At 66.5% G+C, this 16,831-nt stretch carries 14 protein-coding genes and 1 tRNA gene; 10 read left to right on the top strand and 5 right to left on the bottom strand.

All coding sequences use genetic code 11. The annotated features are described in order from the left end of the window. The first annotated feature begins 143 nt into the window (after positions 1-143). From gcvT to GU927_RS06740, 8 genes are all read left to right on the top strand, one after another. Positions 144-1,265 (top strand): glycine cleavage system aminomethyltransferase GcvT, encoded by a 1,122-nt coding sequence (gcvT, locus tag GU927_RS06775; RefSeq protein ID WP_161761595.1) that lies wholly within the window; start codon positions 144-146, stop codon positions 1,263-1,265. A gap of 9 nt (positions 1,266-1,274) precedes the next feature. Beyond that, positions 1,275-1,634, top strand: a complete 360-nt coding sequence (gene gcvH / locus GU927_RS06770) for a glycine cleavage system protein GcvH (protein WP_161761594.1) — start codon at positions 1,275-1,277, stop codon at positions 1,632-1,634. 119 nt (positions 1,635-1,753) lie between these two features. Beyond that, on the top strand, positions 1,754-4,594 hold the full coding sequence (gene gcvP / locus GU927_RS06765; protein WP_161761593.1) for an aminomethyl-transferring glycine dehydrogenase: 2,841 nt from the start codon (positions 1,754-1,756) through the stop codon (positions 4,592-4,594). 319 nt (positions 4,595-4,913) lie between these two features. Next, positions 4,914-5,609 (top strand): AzlC family ABC transporter permease, encoded by a 696-nt coding sequence (locus tag GU927_RS06760; RefSeq protein WP_161761592.1) that lies wholly within the window; start codon positions 4,914-4,916, stop codon positions 5,607-5,609. Beyond that, positions 5,606-5,935 carry an AzlD domain-containing protein gene (locus tag GU927_RS06755; protein ID WP_161761591.1) on the top strand — a complete coding sequence of 110 codons (330 nt, stop codon included), beginning with the start codon at positions 5,606-5,608 and terminating at the stop codon, positions 5,933-5,935. The genes GU927_RS06760 and GU927_RS06755 overlap by 4 nt, the downstream gene beginning before the upstream one ends. 59 nt (positions 5,936-5,994) lie before the next feature. Then, positions 5,995-6,312 (top strand): DUF3775 domain-containing protein, encoded by a 318-nt coding sequence (locus tag GU927_RS06750; RefSeq protein ID WP_161761590.1) that lies wholly within the window; start codon positions 5,995-5,997, stop codon positions 6,310-6,312. 196 nt (positions 6,313-6,508) lie between these two features. Further along, a complete protein-coding gene (locus GU927_RS06745) occupies positions 6,509-6,958 on the top strand; it encodes a thioredoxin domain-containing protein (RefSeq protein WP_161761589.1) in 450 nt (149 codons plus the stop codon). A gap of 60 nt (positions 6,959-7,018) precedes the next feature. Beyond that, positions 7,019-7,094: transfer RNA gene (locus GU927_RS06740), tRNA-Ala, on the top strand. Between the two features lie 73 nt (positions 7,095-7,167). Here the strand turns inward: GU927_RS06740 and GU927_RS06735 are convergent. From GU927_RS06735 to GU927_RS06715, 5 genes are read right to left on the bottom strand one after another with little or no spacing between them, the layout of a single operon-like run. Beyond that, entirely contained in the window at positions 7,168-8,259 is a 1,092-nt protein-coding gene (locus GU927_RS06735) for a response regulator (RefSeq protein WP_161761588.1), read from the bottom strand. A 14-nt stretch (positions 8,260-8,273) separates the two neighbouring features. Then, positions 8,274-10,937 (bottom strand): response regulator, encoded by a 2,664-nt coding sequence (locus GU927_RS06730; RefSeq protein ID WP_161761587.1) that lies wholly within the window; start codon positions 10,935-10,937, stop codon positions 8,274-8,276. Beyond that, positions 10,937-12,010 carry an ATP-binding protein gene (locus tag GU927_RS06725; RefSeq protein ID WP_161761586.1) on the bottom strand — a complete coding sequence of 358 codons (1,074 nt, stop codon included), beginning with the start codon at positions 12,008-12,010 and terminating at the stop codon, positions 10,937-10,939. Before GU927_RS06725 ends, GU927_RS06730 begins: the two co-directional genes overlap by 1 nt. A gap of 3 nt (positions 12,011-12,013) precedes the next feature. Further along, positions 12,014-12,397: an STAS domain-containing protein gene (locus GU927_RS06720; protein WP_161761585.1), complete on the bottom strand. Its 384-nt coding sequence runs from the start codon at positions 12,395-12,397 to the stop codon at positions 12,014-12,016. Positions 12,398-12,404: 7 nt separating this feature from the next. Then, positions 12,405-13,298 (bottom strand): protoglobin domain-containing protein, encoded by an 894-nt coding sequence (locus tag GU927_RS06715; RefSeq protein WP_217765551.1) that lies wholly within the window; start codon positions 13,296-13,298, stop codon positions 12,405-12,407. 456 nt (positions 13,299-13,754) lie between these two features. On the opposite strand from GU927_RS06715, the gene GU927_RS06710 reads away from it, so the two are divergent. After that, on the top strand, positions 13,755-14,387 hold the full coding sequence (locus GU927_RS06710) for a response regulator transcription factor (protein ID WP_161761583.1): 633 nt from the start codon (positions 13,755-13,757) through the stop codon (positions 14,385-14,387). 4 nt (positions 14,388-14,391) lie between these two features. Then, positions 14,392-16,716 carry an ATP-binding protein gene (locus GU927_RS06705; RefSeq protein ID WP_161761582.1) on the top strand — a complete coding sequence of 775 codons (2,325 nt, stop codon included), beginning with the start codon at positions 14,392-14,394 and terminating at the stop codon, positions 16,714-16,716. Positions 16,717-16,831: the final 115 nt, after the last annotated feature.

Here is a 16,831-nt window from a genome sequence, read left to right as displayed (position 1 = left end):
CGCGGACGCGCCCGCCGAAGGGATAACGATCTCAGGCGCCCGAGGATCGGGCAAGGACAGAGGGGGCATCGTGGGACAGGGATTGGCCTGTCCGGACGGTGCCGCGTTTGCAAGACCGGCGCTGATGACGGGGGAGGGACGTGGTGTCCGACCTGAAGCGATTGGGTCTGCATGACCTGCATGTGGAACTGGGGGGCAAGATGGTCCCGTTTGCCGGATACGAGATGCCGGTGCAGTATCCCGCGGGGGTGATGAAAGAGCATCTTCACACGCGCGCGGCTGCGGGGCTGTTCGATGTCAGCCATATGGGGCAGGTGATCCTGCGTCCGAAGAAGGGGATGGAGGCGCTGTGTCTGGGCTTCGAGGCGCTGATGCCGGTCGATGTGGCCGGGCTGGCGCAGGGGCGGCAGCGATACGGGCTGTTCACCGACGAGACGGGCGGGATTCTGGATGACCTGATGTTCGCCAATCGCGGCGACCATCTGTTTGTGGTCGTCAATGCGGCCTGCAAGGAGGCCGATGTGGCCCATATGCGCGCCCATCTGGGCGACGTGGCGGAGGTGGAGTTCCTGTCCGACCGCGCCCTGATCGCGTTGCAGGGGCCGGGGGCGGAGGAGGCTTTGGCGTCCCTTGTGCCGCAGGTTGCGGCGATGCGGTTCATGGATGTGGCGATCTGCGCGTGGCAGGGGGCCGAGCTGTGGGTGTCGCGGTCGGGCTATACCGGCGAGGATGGCTATGAGGTTTCGGTGCCCGATGCGGCAGCGGAGGCGTTCGTGCGGGCCTTGCTGGCCTGCGACGGCGTGATGCCCATCGGTCTGGGCGCGCGGGATTCCCTGCGGCTGGAGGCGGGGCTGTGCCTCTATGGCCATGACATCGACACCACGACCAGCCCCGTCGAGGCCGGTCTGACATGGGCGATCCAGAAGGCCCGCCGTGCGGGTGGCGCGCGCGAGGGCGGCTTTCCCGGTGCCGCGCGCATCCTGCGGGAACTGGCCGAGGGGCCGGAGCGGTGCCGCGTGGGCCTGCGCCCCGAGGGCCGCGCGCCGATGCGCGAGGGGGTGGAGCTGTTCGCGACGGATGGCACGTCCCTTGGCCGCGTGACATCCGGCGGGTTCGGGCCGAGTGTCGAGGCCCCTGTCGCCATGGGCTATGTGCCTGCGGCATTCGCGAAATCCGGTCAGGCCGTCGAGGGCGAGGTGCGCGGCAAGCGCCTGCCCGTGACGCTGGTCGATATGCCTTTCAACCCCACCACCTACAAGCGTTGAGGACGTGCGATGAAGTATACCGAAGAACATGAATGGCTGCGGGTCGAGGGTGACTATGTCGTCGTCGGCATCACGGAACATGCCGCGACACAACTGGGCGACGTGGTCTTTGTCGAGCTGCCCGAGACCGAGACGATGGTCGCGGCAGGCGACGAGGTCGTGGTGATCGAGAGCGTCAAGGCGGCGTCCGACATCCTTGCCCCCGTGGATGGCGAGATCGTCGCGGTCAATTCCAAGCTGACCGACAACCCCGGTCTGGTGAACGAGGACCCGACGGGGGCCGCGTGGTTCTTCAAGATGAAGCTGGATGACCTGTCGGTTCTGGACCAGTTCATGGACGAGGACGAGTATAACGACCTGATCGGGTGATCCCGGCAAGCCGTTGATAGGCAAAAGTTTTCCAAAACTTTTGCAAATTCCTTCGAAGGAATTTGGCGGGCGCGTGCGGCGGCCGTCATGCCCAAACCCGCATCCGGTGAGGCCGCGCCATGTCTTACACACCTGTCGACTACAACCCCTATGACTTCGCCAACCGCCGCCATATCGGGCCTTCGCCGTCCGAGATGGAGGAGATGCTGAAGGTCGTGGGCGTCAAGACGCTGGACGAGCTGATCGACCAGACGGTTCCGGCATCCATCCGGCAGAGCATCCCCTTGGGCTGGGCGCCGCTGTCGGAGCATGAGCTGCTGGCGCGGATGCGGGCTGTGGGGGCGCGGAACAAGGTGATGACCAGCCTGATCGGGCAGGGCTATTACGGCACGGTGACGCCGCCTGCGATCCAGCGGAACATCCTTGAGAACCCCGCGTGGTATACGGCCTATACGCCCTATCAGCCGGAGATCGCGCAAGGTCGGCTCGAGGCGCTGCTGAACTATCAGACGATGATTGCCGACCTGACGGGCCTGCCGGTGGCCAATGCGTCGCTGCTTGACGAGGCGACGGCGGCGGCCGAGGCCATGGCGATGGCCGAGCGGGTGGCGAAGTCGAAGGCCAAGGGGTTCTTCGTCGATCAGGGCTGCCATCCGCAGACGATCGAGGTCATCCGGACCCGTGCGGTGCCGCTGGGGATCGAGGTGATCGTGGGCGATCCGGCCAAGATGGAGCCGGAAAAGGTGTTCGGGGCGATCTTCCAGTATCCGGGCACCTATGGGCATGTCACGGATTTCACAAAGGAAATCGCGGCGCTGCATGCGGCCAAGGCGGTGGCTGTCGTCGCCACCGATCTGCTGGCGTTAACCATTTTGAAAGAACCGGGCGCGATGGGGGCGGATATTGCCATCGGGTCCAGCCAGCGGTTTGGCGTGCCGATGGGGTACGGTGGCCCCCATGCGGCCTTCATGTCCTGCAAGGATGATTACAAGCGCGCTATGCCGGGGCGGATCGTCGGCGTGTCCATCGATGCGCGGGGGAACAAGGCCTACCGGCTGTCGCTGCAGACACGCGAACAGCATATCCGGCGTGAGAAGGCGACGAGCAACGTCTGCACGGCGCAGGCGCTGCTGGCGGTGATGGCGTCCTTCTATGCGGTGTTCCACGGGCCGAAGGGGCTGCGCGCCATTGCGGAACGGGTGCATTTCCTGACCAACCGTCTGGCCCGCGCCCTGAAGGCGGCGGGGGCGAAGGTCAGCCCCAAGGCGTTCTTCGACACGATCACGGTGGAGGTGGGTGTCGGGCAGGCCGGTATTCTGGCCGCCGCACGGCATGAGGGGTTGAACTTCCGCAAGATCGGCAGCGACCGCGTCGGCATCTCGCTGGACGAGACGACGGATGAAAAGGTGCTGATCCGCGTGCTGCGGGCCTTTGGCATCGAGGGCGTGCCGCCCCACCGCGCGACGCTGGGCTTCCCCGAGGAGATGGTGCGGACGACGGAGTACCTGACCCATCCCGTTTTCCACATGAACCGCGCGGAATCCGAGATGATGCGCTACATGCGCCGTCTGTCGGATCGCGACCTTGCGCTGGATCGGGCGATGATCCCGCTGGGCTCTTGCACGATGAAGCTGAACGCGGCGGCAGAGATGATGCCGATCACCTGGCCGGAATTCGGCACGCTGCACCCCTTTGCGCCGGCGGATCAGGCGGCGGGATACCGCGAGGCGATCGAGGACCTGACGGCCAAGCTGTGCGAGGTGACGGGGTATGATGCCTTCTCCATGCAGCCCAACAGCGGTGCGCAGGGGGAATATGCGGGACTTCTTACCATTCAGGCCTATCACCGTGCGCGGGGGCAGGGGCACCGGAACATCTGCCTGATCCCCGTGTCGGCGCATGGGACGAACCCTGCCAGCGCGCAGATGGCGGGGATGCAGGTGGTCGTGGTGAAGTCGGCGCCGAATGGCGATGTGGATCTGGAGGATTTCCGGCAAAGGGCTGAAGAGGCTGGGGAAAATCTGGCGGCCTGCATGATCACCTATCCGTCCACGCATGGCGTGTTCGAGGAAACGGTGCGGGAGATCTGCAAGATCACGCATGAGTTCGGGGGGCAGGTCTATCTGGATGGCGCGAACATGAACGCGCTGGTGGGGCTCGTGAAACCCGGCGAGATCGGCAGCGATGTGAGCCACCTGAACCTGCACAAGACCTTTGCCATTCCGCATGGCGGCGGTGGTCCCGGCATGGGGCCGATTGGCGTCAAGGCACATCTGGCGCCCTATCTGCCGGGGCATCCGGAGACGGGTGGCTCGGAAGGGCCGGTATCTGCGGCGCCTTACGGGTCTGCCTCCATCCTGCTGATTTCTTGGGCCTATTGCCTGATGATGGGGGGCGAGGGGCTGACGCAGGCGACGCGGGTGGCGATCCTGAATGCGAACTATATCGCGGCGCGGCTGAAGGGGGCTTATCCGATCCTGTTCATGGGGAACAAGGGGCGGGTGGCGCATGAGTGCATTCTGGACACGCGGCCCTTTGCGGAGGTGGGCGTGACGGTGGATGACATCGCCAAGCGGTTGATCGACAACGGCTTCCACGCGCCGACGATGAGCTGGCCGGTGGCGGGCACGCTGATGGTGGAGCCGACGGAGAGCGAGACGAAGGCCGAGATCGACCGGTTCATCACCGCGCTGATGGCGATCAGGGCCGAGATCGAAGCCGTTGAAAAGGGGGAGATTTCTGCCGAGGATTCGCCCTTGCGCCATGCGCCGCACACGGTGGAGGATCTGGTGGCGGACTGGACGCGGAAATACCCGCGCGAGCAGGGCTGCTTCCCGCCCGGGGCGTTCCGGGTGGACAAGTACTGGCCGCCCGTGGGCCGCGTGGACAATGTCCATGGCGACCGCAACCTGATCTGCATCTGCCCGCCGGTGGAGAGCTATGCCCAGGCGGCGGAGTAGGGCGGGGTTGTCCGGCTTTCGTGCCGCAAACAGTACCGCAAAGTGTACATACAAATTGGCGCACCTTCGGGTGCGCCTTTTTGGTTTCTGTGCGTGGGTGCGCAGGGGGTGATCTGGTGGCTGCAAGTGCGAGGGCGCGCGAAAGGTGCCAGTGGCACGTTTCGCGTGACCGGTGGTAGGGGCGCGCATGATCCGCCGGGGCGGGTCGTGCGCGGCCCGTGCCTGTAGCACGGGCCAATCCTGACCGTTGCTCGGATTGGCCCCCAGAGTTGACGCCGTCCGACGGCACGGTTAGCCCTGCGTCCGGCGTGGAGGGATCATGGACGCGCGGCAGGAGACATTCACAGCCGGACTGGTGACGGCGCTGCCCATCGGGTTGGGCTATTTTCCCATCGCCTTCGCCTTTGGTGTGGCGGCGACGGGGGCGGGGCTGAGCGGGTGGGAGGCGGCGGCGCTGTCGGTGATCATCTATGCCGGGGCGTCGCAATTCCTTGCGCTGGCGCTGCTGACATCGGGGGCGGCGCTGCCGGTGGCGGCGTTCACGCTGATCGCGATGAATTTGCGGCATGTCCTTTATGGCCCTGCGCTGATGAAGGCGGCGGGGGGCGGGGCGGGCAAGCGGCATGCGTGGCTCTGGGCCTGGGGACTGACGGACGAGGTGTTCGGCGCGGCGCTGGGCGAGATCGCGCGGGGCAAGCGGTTTTCCGAAGCGGGGATGTTCGGGCTGGGCCTTCTGCCCTATGCGGCGTGGATTTCCGGCACGGTGGCGGGGGCGCTGGCGGGGGGCGGGGCGCTGGAGGGCTGGCCGGTGCTGCAGGCGGGGCTGGGGTTTTTGCTGCCCGCGCTGTTCCTTGCGCTGCTCTTGTCCATCCTGACGCGGCCGCAGGTGCCGGTGATCACGGTGGCGGGGCTGGCCTGCGTGGCGGGGACGCTGGCGGTGTCCTCGACCGGCGGCATCCTTGGCGGGATGGTGGCGGGCGCGCTGGCAGGCGTGCTGCGGAGGGCGCGGGGATGAGTGGCGAGGTGCTGGTGCTGGCGCTGGTCGTGGGGGCGGCGAACTGGGCCTTCCGCTATCTGCCGATCCGCTTTGGCCTTGGCAGTGGCGGGGGCGCTGGCGGGGGCGACGGGGTTCTGGCGCGGTTTCTGGCCGCCGTGGGGCCTGCGGCGATTGCCACGCTGTTCGTGGCATCGAGCCTGCCTTTCGTGCAGGCGGGCGCGGTGGCCGCGCCGCTGGCGGGGACGGCGGGGGTGGTGGCGGTCTGGGTCTGGCGGCGGTCGGTCGTGCTGGCCACGCTGGCGGGGGCCGTGGCCTATGCGGCGGGCTTCGCGCTGGCAGGTTAGGGCTTGCACAGCGGGGCGCGCGGCGCGACCATCGGACAGGGACAAGAGGGAGTCGCGCCATGTTGGAGATCAGTCCGGAAAAGGTGGTGCATGTGATCTTCCAGTCGCGGGAGGGCGACGCGGCGGATGGCGAGTTGCACGCCTTCATCGAGGGTCTGAACGATGACGAGAAGGCGCATCTGACCGCCATCGCATGGGTCGGGCGCGGCGCTTTCGAGCCCGAGGACTACCAGACCGCGGTCGAAACCGCCTATGCCGAGGCGACGATCCCGACGGACCAGTATCTGATGGGGATGCCGCATCTGGCCGAGAATCTGGAGGCGGGGCTGGAGGCGATGGGCATCGACGTGACGGAAGTGGAGAGCGATTTCCTCTGATCGTCGGGTGCCGGATGGAGCGGCGGTCCGGTCGTCGGCGTCTGCGTGCGGCCTCCGCGGCAGGGGACGTTCCGTCCCCTCTTGGCCGCAGGGCGGCCAATTCACCCCTTGAGGGTATTTGGACCAAGATGAAGGGGCTTGAAAGGGGGGCCGCCCTCTCCACATATCATGAAAATTGCATGTGATGGAGGGCCGGATGGCCGAGGCGGTGAAACTGTGCTGTGTGGCCTGCGGGCAGATGAACCGCGTGCCTGCGGCGAAGCTGGCGGCGGGGCCGAAATGCGGGGTCTGCGGGGCGGCGCTGGCGGACGGGCGGGTGTTCGAGCTGGACGCGGCGGCGCATGACAGGGCGGTGCGGGGGGATGACCTGCCGCTGCTGGTCGATTACTGGGCGGCATGGTGCGGGCCCTGCCGGATGATGGCACCGGAATTCGCCAAGGCGGCCAAGGCGATGGCCCCTGCGGTGCGCTTTGCCAAGCTGGATACCGAGGCGCATCCGGCGGTGGCGCAGCGGGCGGCGATCCGGGGGATTCCCGCGCTGGTCCTGTATCATCGCGGGCGCGAGGTGGCGCGGCTGGCCGGGGCGCGGCCGGCGGCGGATATCGCGGCCTTCGTGCGGTCGCATGTCGCGGCGGGGACGGGGTGAAAACCGCGCCTCCGGTCGCTTGACAAGGCGCGGGCTTTGCGCGAGAACGCCCGCGCGGATGGGGCAGTAGCTCAGTTGGGAGAGCGTATCGTTCGCAATGATAAGGTCAGGGGTTCGATCCCCCTCTGCTCCACCAGATCCTTCCCCGACAGATGACTGACGATCCCTTGCCCGCCTGTCCGGCGGGTTTTTGCATTTCGGGCGGCTGGTCAGGGGTCGACGAAGGTGGCGGCGATGCGGGCCGCCTTGTCCGAGATGGACAGGAAGGCGGCGGCGATGTCGGGGTCGAAATGGGTGCCCGCGCCCTGCGCGATGATCTCGAGCGCGGTGGATTGGGGCATGGCCTCTTTGTAGCAGCGTTTGCTGATGAGGGCGTCGTAGACATCGGCCACCGCCATCAGCCGTGCCGAGACGGGGATACGGTCGCCTGCGAGGCCGTCGGGATAGCCCTTGCCGTCCCAGCGTTCGTGATGCGAGAGGGCGATGTCGCGCGCCTCGCGCAGGAAGCGGCTTTTGAAGGGCATGGCCTGTTCGGCGCGCACCAGCGCGTCATGGCCAAGGCGGGTGTGGGTCTTCATGATCTCGAATTCGTCGGGGTCGAGCCGTCCGGGTTTGAGCAGGATGCGGTCGGGGATGCCGACCTTGCCGATGTCATGCAGGGGGGCGGCGCGGACGATGATCGCGGCCTCGTCCTCGGTCAGGAAATCCGCGAATTTCGGGTGGGGCCGGAGGGCGGTGACCAGTGCCTCGATATAGAGCTGGGTGCGGCGGATGTGGTTGCCCGTTTCGTTGTCGCGGGTTTCGGCCAGCGAGGCGAGGGCGACGACGGTGACATCCTGAAGCGCGGAAATCTCGGCCGTGCGGCGCTTCACCTCGGCCGTGAGGTAGGCGTTGTTGTCGCGCAGCAGGTCGCGGGCCTGTTTGAGCTGCACATGGGTGGCGACGCGGGCCATGAGGATGGGCGGGCTGATCGGTTTGGTGATGTAGTCGACCGCGCCGAGTTCCAGACCTTCGCGTTCGTCCTTCATGTCGGCGCGGGCGGTGAGGAAGATCACGGGGATGTGCTGGAGGTGGGGCTGGGCCTTGATCGCGCGGCAGACGTCCCAGCCCGAGATGCCGGGCATGACCACGTCGAGCAGGATGAGGTCCGGCGGGTCGCCGGAGGAGAGCATCTTGAGCGCGCGTTCGCCGCTGGAGGCGACCTTGACCCTGTAATGCAGGCTGAGGAGGCCACCGATCAGTTCGATGTTTTCTGGCGCGTCGTCGACGAGGAGCACGGTGTGTTTGAAGCCGGTCGCCATGGGGGATGTCCTTGCTAGTCGAAGCCGCGCAGGGCGAGGATCGACAGGGCCGTTTCGTAGTCATATCCGGTGATGGCGCGCTGCAGCCGGTCGAGGTCGGGGCCCAGATGGGCGCGGGCGGCGGGCGAGAGGCGCTGGAAGGCGGCGGGGACCTGGAAGTCGTCGGCCGCGAGAAGGGCGGTGAAGCCGCGCAGTTCCCGCGCCGCGCCGTCGGCGTCGTCCGCCGCGGGCGGCGGCGGCGGGGCGGCGGGGGGCGCGTCGAAGACGGCGGTCAGGTCGGCAAGAAGGCGGTCGAGCGGGCGGGAGAGGGCGTCGAGGAGGGCGGAAAGCTCGTCCTGCGCTGCGCCCGCCCGCGTTGCGGTTTCGAGCGCGCCGGCGGCGGCCGAGAGGAGGGGCGCGCCGATATTGGCGGCGACGCCCTTCATCGTATGGGCGGCGCGTTCCAGTTCGGTCAGGTTGCCTGCGGCGAGCGCGGTCCGGCAGGCGGGCAGGAAGTCGGGATTGCGTTGGGCAAATCCGCGCAGGATCGACAGGGCCAGCGTCACGTCGCCGCCCGTGTTGTGCAGGAGGGCGGCGGGGTCGATCAGGTCGGAGGACGGGAGTGCCGCCGGTGACGGGGCATCGTGCGCGGGGGCGGGGGCGGTCTGCGCCATGTCGGGCAAGGCGGGGCCCGTGTCGGGCACCCAGCGGTCGAGGATGCGCCACAATTCGCGGGGGTCTATGGGTTTGCTGACAAAGTCGTTCATGCCTGCGTGCAGGCAGCGGTCGCGGTCCTCGGCCATGGCATTGGCGGTGAGGGCGATGATCGGCAGGTCCTGCCGGTCGGGCAGCCTGCGGATGGCCTGCGTAGCACTGATGCCGTCCATCACGGGCATGTGCATGTCCATGAAGATGATGTCCCACGGTTCCGCCGAGGCGCGGGTCACGCCGTCCTGACCGTTCACCGCCGTCTCGATGGTCAGGCCGCGCTGGCCGAAGAGGCCGACGGCGACCTCGCGGTTGATCTCGTTATCCTCGACCACCAGCACGCGCAGGCGGGAATAGTCGCGCGCCACGCTGTCGCGTCTGGGCCCGCGTCGGGTGTCGGGCGCATCGGCGGTGCCGGAGGGGGCGGGGAAGATGGCGTTGTGGAGGGTGTGCATCAGGGACGAGCGCAGCGCGGGTTTGCAGAGCGTGTCGTCAAAGGTGTCGTGGATGCGGGCGGCGTGGACGATCTCGAACCCCAGTGTGGAGAGGAGGACGAGTTTCGGCAGGCGCGGCAGGTCGAGCCTGCGGACGGTGGCGGCAAGGTCGGGGCCGCTTTCGCCGTCCAGCGTGCTGTCGATCAGGGCGACGTCGATCCCGCTGCCGGCAGGGTCGGCCTGCAGGAGCGCGCGCAGCGCCTCGCCCGAGCCGAGGGGGACCGGAACCGCCCCGAGCGAGCGCAGGAGATCGGCGATGGCGTCGCGGGCGGAGTCGTTGTCGTCGACCACCGCCACGATGCGCCCGTGCAGGGGCGAGGTATCGGGCAGGGGCGGCTGGCGTTCGGCATGGGGCAGGCGCAGGGTGAACCAGAACTGCGAGCCCTGCCCGAATTCGCTTTCCACACCGACGGTGCCGCCCATCATCTCGGCCAGTTGCTTGCAGATCACGAGGCCCAGACCCGTGCCGCCGAAGCGCCGCGTGGTCGAGGCATCGCCCTGTTCGAAGCTGCGGAAGAGCTGGCCGATATGGCGGGGGTGGATGCCGATGCCCGTGTCCCTGACCCCGAAATGCAGGACGAGGTGGGTGTCGTGCTGTTCCAGAACCGAGGCGTCGACCACCACCTCGCCCTTTTCGGTGAATTTGATGGCGTTGTTGACCAGATTGATGAGGATCTGGCCGATCCGCAGCGGATCGCCGTGCAGGGTGGCGGGCACGTCGGGGGCGATGCGGAAGACGAGTTCCAGCCCCTTGGACTCCGCCCTGTCCGACACGACCGAGACGAGGTCGCGGAACAGGGTTTCGCTGGGGAAATCGGTCTGTTCGATGGTCATGCGGCCGGCCTCGATCTTGGAGAAATCGAGAAGGTCGTTGATGATCGACAGAAGGTTGCGCGCCGATTGCTGGATGCGTTCGACATGGTTGCGCTGGCGCGGGTTGAGGTCGGTGTCCAGAACGAGGTTCGCCATGCCCATGATCGCGTTCATGGGGGTGCGGATCTCGTGGCTCATATTGGCGAGGAATTCGGATTTGGCCTGCGCGGCCGAGAGCGCCTCTTGCGTGGCGGCCTGTAGCTGGAGGTTCTTGTCGTTGAGTTCGCGGAAGAGTTCGTTGCGCGATTTCTCGTTCAGGATGGCCGAGAGCCGTTGCAGCCGGTCCGGTGACGGCATGCGGGCGGGAAGGGGGAAGCTGCGCGTGACGGGCGGGCCGGGGGGGAAGCCGGGCGTGTCGAGGGGGGCAGCGGCGGGCGTATCGGGCGGGGTCTGCCGGATGCTGAGCCTGAGGTTGGCCTGTCCCTGCCCTTCGGCAAGCTGCACATGGGCGAGGGCGGCATGGCCCGCGTTCAGGCAGTGGCGCAGGTCCTGCGAGAAGGTGCCGGTGAGTTCCGCCGCGATGTCGCGGGTGCCGGTCAGTTCCGAGACGAAGGCGAAGTAGCGCGCGCGCGCCTCGTGCAGGTCATCTTCGGTTTCGACGCGGAGCGTGGCGAGGTCTGCCATCACAGCCACCGGAACAGGACGCAGCCCGCGTCGTCATGCGGCTTGCCCAGCGTGGTGGCGAGGTTGCGGGCAAGGGTCTGGGCGGGGACGCTGCGGTTTTCCTGTGCGTAGCGCGGGCCTTGCAGTTCCGAGATGCCGTCGGTCCACATCAGGAAGGTGTCGCCGCGGTCCAGCGCGCCGTCCTGCGCCAGCAGGCCCGGCAGGCGCGAGCCGAGCAGCCCGTCCTTGGACACGCCGCGCCAGCGGTCGCCCACCACCCGTGCCACGCCGGTATTGCCGACCCCGACATAGGAAAAGCGCGCGGCGGCGGTGTCGATCAGCAGAAGGCCCACGGCGGCCCCGATGGTGCCGATGAGGGTGGCGTGGATGTCGCGCATGAGCAGGGCGGGGTCCTGCCCCGCCCATGTCTGGACAAGGGATTCGATCCGGCCGCGCAGGCTGTGGGCCCGTTCGCCATGGCCGGTGACATCGGCGATGGCCAGAAGGATGCAGTCGCCCACGGGCCGGATCAGGGCGAGGTCGCCGCCGCGGATCGTGCCGGGCATGGGGCGGACGAAGGCGCCGGCCTCCCACCCTGTGGCGGCGAGGGTCGGGCGCGGGGGCGGCGGCGGGCCGTCGGGCAGGGCGGGGCGCGCGGGTCTGCCTCTGCCGCGCCCGCCGATGGTCTTTTGCGCGATGACGAGCGTGCCCTGCCCCGGTTTGGACGAGATGCTGAACCCGTCCGCCATCCGCCGCACCCCCGGCAGCCCCAGACCGAGCGTGTGGCCGGTGGTGAAATGGTCCTTCATCGCAAGGGCGATGTCGTCGATGCCGGGGCCGTAGTCGCGCGCCGAGATTTCCACCGACTGGCCATCGCGGCCCGAGGTGAAGGCGAGGGTGATCTTGCCGCGGCCTGCGTATTTCAGGATGTTGGTGCCCAGTTCCGAGACGATGGTTGCCAGAAGGCCGCGTTCCATATCGTCGGCAAGGTCCATCCATGGCAGTTTTGCCATGCGGCTGATCGCGATCCGCAGGTCGAGCGTGTCGGCGATGGGGAAGGTGACGGAGCCGTCGGGGACCGGGCGTTGCTGCATGGCCTAGACCGCGAAGAGGGCAAGCGCGTCGTCCAGCCCGAGCGCGCCCTGTATGCCCGAGATGTCGGCGTCGGATTTGACCAGATGGCTGATGATCCCCGGGCGGAGCCCGACGAAGACCGTGCGCGCGCCAAGGTGGCGCACCAGCGTCGCCACCGTCCGCAGGTCGTGGAATTCCTGCACGTCCATGTAGTTGACGCCCGTCAGTTCGAAGATGACCGCGGTGGCCTTCTGTTCGCACAGGGCGTCGATGGTCAGGCGTTCGAGTTCCTGAAGCCGGCCCTGCCCCAGATCGGGCGGGGCGGTGATGACGAGGCAGTCGTTCACGCGTGTCCGCACGACCGAGCGGTCGCCCTGCATCTGCCGGTGGTCCTGCCTGCCGGACACGGCGCGCCTATCCCGCGACCGGCCGTTCGGACCCGAAGAGCTCGCGCCCCGCGCCGACCGAACGCAGGGCAAGTTCGAAGGAATCGCGCAGGGTCGCGGTGGTGCGGACATCGCCCACATTGACGCCCAGTTCGACAAGAGTGCGGGCGATGGTGGGCGAGACGCCGGAAATGATCGTTTCGCATCCCATGAGCTGGGTCGCGCGGGTGATCTTGATCAGCTGGTTGGCGACGGCCGTATCCATCGCGCCCACGCCCGAAATGTCGAGCACGAAGACGCGGGCGCGCGTCTCGGCTATCTTGTTGAGAGTCTTGGTCATGATGTCCTGCGTGCGTTCGGAGTCGATGACCCCCACGAGCGGCAGGAGCAGGATGCCTTCCCAGATCGGGGTGACGGGGGTGGACATCTCGAGCAGGGCCTTGCTGCCGGCCTCGATCTTCTCGCGCTGGCTGCGGGCGATTTCCTCGATCACCACGAAGGCGTCGAAGAACATCAGCTTGCCGACGGAGTCGATCGTCGCCTCGATCTGTTCAAGGCGGTCGTCCATGTGGCGCAGGCGGCGGATGATGGATTCCGAGCTGCGGCAGACGCCAGCGAAATAAATGTCGTTGGGCAGGTTGATATGGGCATGGACCGCCCCGACATGGCGGCGCGAGGCCATCCACTCGGCGTCGATCTGCGCCTCGAAAAAGGTTTTCCAGTGCAGGACCTGCATCGACTTGACGCGGGCAAGGCGGCCTTCGTTATGACTGAAGAAGGTCTGGTATTCGTCGTGGACGGCGAGCCAGTGATAGAATTCCTCGATATGGTCGTCGATTTCGGGAAGGATGACGGAGCCCGCTGCCCTGACAAGGGCGAGGTCCTCCGGACCGATCCGGAACTTGTGCATCACATCGTTCACTGACTCTCGGTTTGGCATTGCCTGTCCCTGAATTAATCTATGTGAACGTTATCAGCCGCATTCCCGATCCGCAATATAAGGGATGGGCTTCCGGGGCCGGTTTGATCCACGAGGGTCGGGGTTTTATTTATCTTTAGTTAATTTTTATCTTTTATATTTTTTAAAGTAAAAAATGGCAAGAAAGTCCATTTATGGCAAGCAGATCAGAGTAAAACTTTAGTTACGACTACCACTTTAGTATATAAAAATTCTGACCTTTGGCCTGAAAAATCAGACCAAGCGTCAATGAATGACGTAGGGGGGTCTTGTTTGTGCACGGCTTTGACCGAATTATTATAACGATAATGTTCGGCACGTTTTTAGGCAGATTGCACGATTTTTCGCGGTCTATGTGGCGGTTCAGTAAACGATAAGACGCATTTGCGATCCGGGGGAAGATACAGGAAAGGCGCTACCGTGCAGGGCGAGACGATCAGTGTGCTTGTGGTGGACGACCACACCCTTACTGCGGAAATGACCAGTGCATGGTTGCACAACGAGGCGGGGTTCCGCACGGCTCATGCCGAATCCGTGGATTCGGCGTTGAAGGTGATCCGCGAGGACGGGGCCTATAGCGTGCTGCTGCTGGACCTCGACATGCCCGGGATGAACGGTGTGGAGGGGGTGGAGCGGATGGTTGCGGCCAATGCTCCGGGATCGGTCGTGCTGTTTTCGGGGCAGGTGCGCGCCGAGGGGGCGCTGCGGGCGATCGAGATGGGCGCGCGGGGGTTCATTCCCAAGACGCTGCCTCTCAAATCTCTGGCCAATGCTGTGCGCTTCGTGGCCCTTGGCGAGACGTTCCTGCCGCATTCCTTTGCCGTGTCGCAGCGCAGGCCGACGCGGCGCAAGGCGCAGTCCGACGCGCTGAGCCCGGCCGAGATGGATGTGGTCAAGGGGATCACGCGCGGCATGACCAACAAGGCCATCGCGAACGAGCTGGGCCTGTCGGAGATCATGGTGAAGGCGCATGTGCGGTCGATCTGCGCCAAGCTGAATGCCGCCAACCGGACGCAGATCGCCCTGACGGCGGTCATGCAGGGCATCGGCTGAGGCCATGACCCACAGGAACGGCGCCACGTTCCGTGGCAGGCCAGAGGTGACGCCCGCGCGCGGCGCGGCGCTGGTATTCGCGCTGGCGCTGCTTTTCGGTCTTTTCTGGGCGGGTGCCAGCGAAAAGGCGGCGGTGACGTCCTTTGCACGGTCCTTCGAGGCGCGTTTCGCGGCCGAGATCGACCGTCGCAAGGCCGTTCTGGACGGGTTTGCCAATGCCGTTGGTCAGTATGACGTTCCCGATCCGCAGGTGCGGCAGCTTGCCACGGATCTTGCCGAACCGGTGGGCGCGTGGTTCGTCATCGTCCGCCCCGGACAAGAGGCGGTCTACGAAATGATGACGCTGGGAGATGGGGCCATCCCGCCGTCGATCGCACGGACGGACCAGCGCTATGCCGTGCCGCTCAAGGCGGAAAAGCGGGCGTCGGTCACCAAGGCGGCGGTGCTGACCGATGTGTTTATCGGACTCAAGAGTGCTGTGCCCACCGTGTCGCTGGTGCGGGAGGTCAGTTTCGGGCAGCAGTTACGCTATGTCTATCTGTCCCATTCCGTGGACAGTTTCGGCCCGCTTCTGGACGTGGATGCACCGGTCGGGATGCATGTCGACCTGCGCGACGCGAACGGTGCGCGGGTGCAGCACGCCGAACGGTGGATCGACAATCTGAGCATCCATGACTCGTGGCTGGTTTCGGTGTTCTTCACGAAACATGCAGTCCATGAATTGCCCTTCGGCTGGACAGTCTCTGTCCACCGGCACTGGTTGCGGCCATCGACACTGGCCATTCCCGTGCTGTTCGCGGTTGTCATGAGCCTCTTGGCGCATGTCCTGCTGCGCCGTGCGCCCCGCCCGCAGCCGGTGGATGCGACCCAGCCGTTGCGGGACCGGCTGGCCTTTGTCCTGACGCTGGGGCATGAGTTGCGCTCGCCGCTCCTCTCGCTGCTTTCGGCCATCGATGCGGTGAAGCGCAAGCCGGACCGCGGGGCCGAGGCGTTTCTGGATCACGCCACGCGCGAGGCGCACGGGCTGTTACGGCTGATCGACGACGTGCTGGACTGCGCCAAGCTGAGCCAGTCGGATATCCTTGTGCACGAGGAACCCTATAGCCCCGAGGAGTTGGCCCGCGCCTGCATCGAGACGGTGCAGCCGACGATCTATCCCGGTGTGCAACTGGAGGTGACGGTCGAGGGGCTGGCGGAGCCGCTGGTCGGGGACCGGTCGAAGATCCGGCAGATCCTGCTGAATTTCCTGACCAATGCCGCGAAGTTCACGATGCAGGGGACCATCGCCCTGAAGGTCGGGGTGCGCGAGAAGGCGCCGGGTCTGGCAGAGGTCGTGATCGTGGTGAGCGATACGGGCGAGGGGATGGACGAGCGTACGCTGTCGCACCTGTTCCAGCGCGCCGGCGTGCTGGAGGGCGGGGTGGAGCGCAATCCCAAGGGCAACGGGCTGGGTCTGGTGACGGCGCGGCTGCTGGCCGAGGCGATGGGCGGCACGGTCGGGGCGGACAGCAGGCAGGGCAGCGGCAGCATGTTCTGGCTGCGGCTGGACCAGCGCGTGGCACCCGGGCAGCCGAAGGGCGCGACCCTGTCGGATGCCTGCCTGCGGGGGATGCGGATCGTGGTGGCCGAGGATGACCCCATCATCGGGCGCGTGATCGTGGACGATCTGTCGGCCTGCGGGGCGCAGGTGACGCTGGTGTCGGACGGGCAGGAGCTGGTCGATATCTGTCTGGCCGAGAGCTTTGATGTCATCCTGACCGATCTGCGGATGCCGCGGGTGTCGGGCTATGACGCGATTTCCCGCATCAGGTCGACGCTGCACGATGCGGTGCCGCCTGTCTTTGCGATCAGCGCGCATTACGCCGCCTCGCCCTTTGCACAGGATGGCGAGGGGTTGTTCGACGGGGTGCTGCCCAAGCCCTTTACGGTGCGGAACTTCGTCGCGCTGCTGGGCGAGATGCACGAGGCGGAGGAGGAGGTCATCGCGCATGACCTACCGCAGATGGAGGCGCTGTTGCGGGCCTATGGCGCGCGGGCGGGTACCCTGGCGCAGGAGGTTTGCGACAGTGTGACGTCGGGCTATGAGGAATGCCGCCAAACGCGGGAGTTGCAGCGGATCGGCGCGATCTGTCACCGGCTGTCGGGGGTGACGCTGACCATCGGGATGAAGCGGCTGGGTCTGCAACTGCTGGAGGTCGAGCAGTTGTGCGAGGCGGGCGACCCGCAGGCGGTGGAAGAGGCGCTGGTCCGGCTTGGTCCGGTGATCGCCGAGGCCTGCGATCTTTTGCGCGCGCGGGCCGAGAAGGCGGTGCTGGCGGCGGCGGCCTGAAGGCGGCGGGGGATGCATGGGCTGCGCGAAAGATTTGCGGGCCATTCGGATGGTTGGGGCGATGCGCTGCCCATCTACCTTGCAGACCTTTGCCACTGGCGGGATGGCTGGACTG

It is taken from the genome of Paragemmobacter amnigenus (assembly GCF_009908265.2).
Taxonomy (GTDB): domain Bacteria; phylum Pseudomonadota; class Alphaproteobacteria; order Rhodobacterales; family Rhodobacteraceae; genus Paragemmobacter; species Paragemmobacter amnigenus.
Note: the sequence above shows the minus strand (reverse complement) of the source record. Positions and strands in the feature narration are given on the sequence as shown.

What these genes read in the sequence shown, in the direction of transcription:
- GU927_RS06730 (WP_161761587.1), bottom strand. Translation starts at nt 10,937, where the DNA reads ATGGCAGACCTCGCCACGCTCCGCGTCGAAACCGAAGATGACCTGCAC.
- GU927_RS06735 (WP_161761588.1), bottom strand. Translation starts at nt 8,259, where the DNA reads ATGGCGACCGGCTTCAAACACACCGTGCTCCTCGTCGACGACGCGCCA.
- GU927_RS06725 (WP_161761586.1), bottom strand. Translation starts at nt 12,010, where the DNA reads ATGCAGCAACGCCCGGTCCCCGACGGCTCCGTCACCTTCCCCATCGCC.
- GU927_RS06760 (WP_161761592.1), top strand. Translation starts at nt 4,914, where the DNA reads ATGGACGCGCGGCAGGAGACATTCACAGCCGGACTGGTGACGGCGCTG.
- gcvP (WP_161761593.1), top strand. Translation starts at nt 1,754, where the DNA reads ATGTCTTACACACCTGTCGACTACAACCCCTATGACTTCGCCAACCGC.
- GU927_RS06705 (WP_161761582.1), top strand. Translation starts at nt 14,392, where the DNA reads ATGACCCACAGGAACGGCGCCACGTTCCGTGGCAGGCCAGAGGTGACG.
- GU927_RS06750 (WP_161761590.1), top strand. Translation starts at nt 5,995, where the DNA reads ATGTTGGAGATCAGTCCGGAAAAGGTGGTGCATGTGATCTTCCAGTCG.
- GU927_RS06755 (WP_161761591.1), top strand. Translation starts at nt 5,606, where the DNA reads ATGAGTGGCGAGGTGCTGGTGCTGGCGCTGGTCGTGGGGGCGGCGAAC.
- gcvH (WP_161761594.1), top strand. Translation starts at nt 1,275, where the DNA reads ATGAAGTATACCGAAGAACATGAATGGCTGCGGGTCGAGGGTGACTAT.
- GU927_RS06745 (WP_161761589.1), top strand. Translation starts at nt 6,509, where the DNA reads ATGGCCGAGGCGGTGAAACTGTGCTGTGTGGCCTGCGGGCAGATGAAC.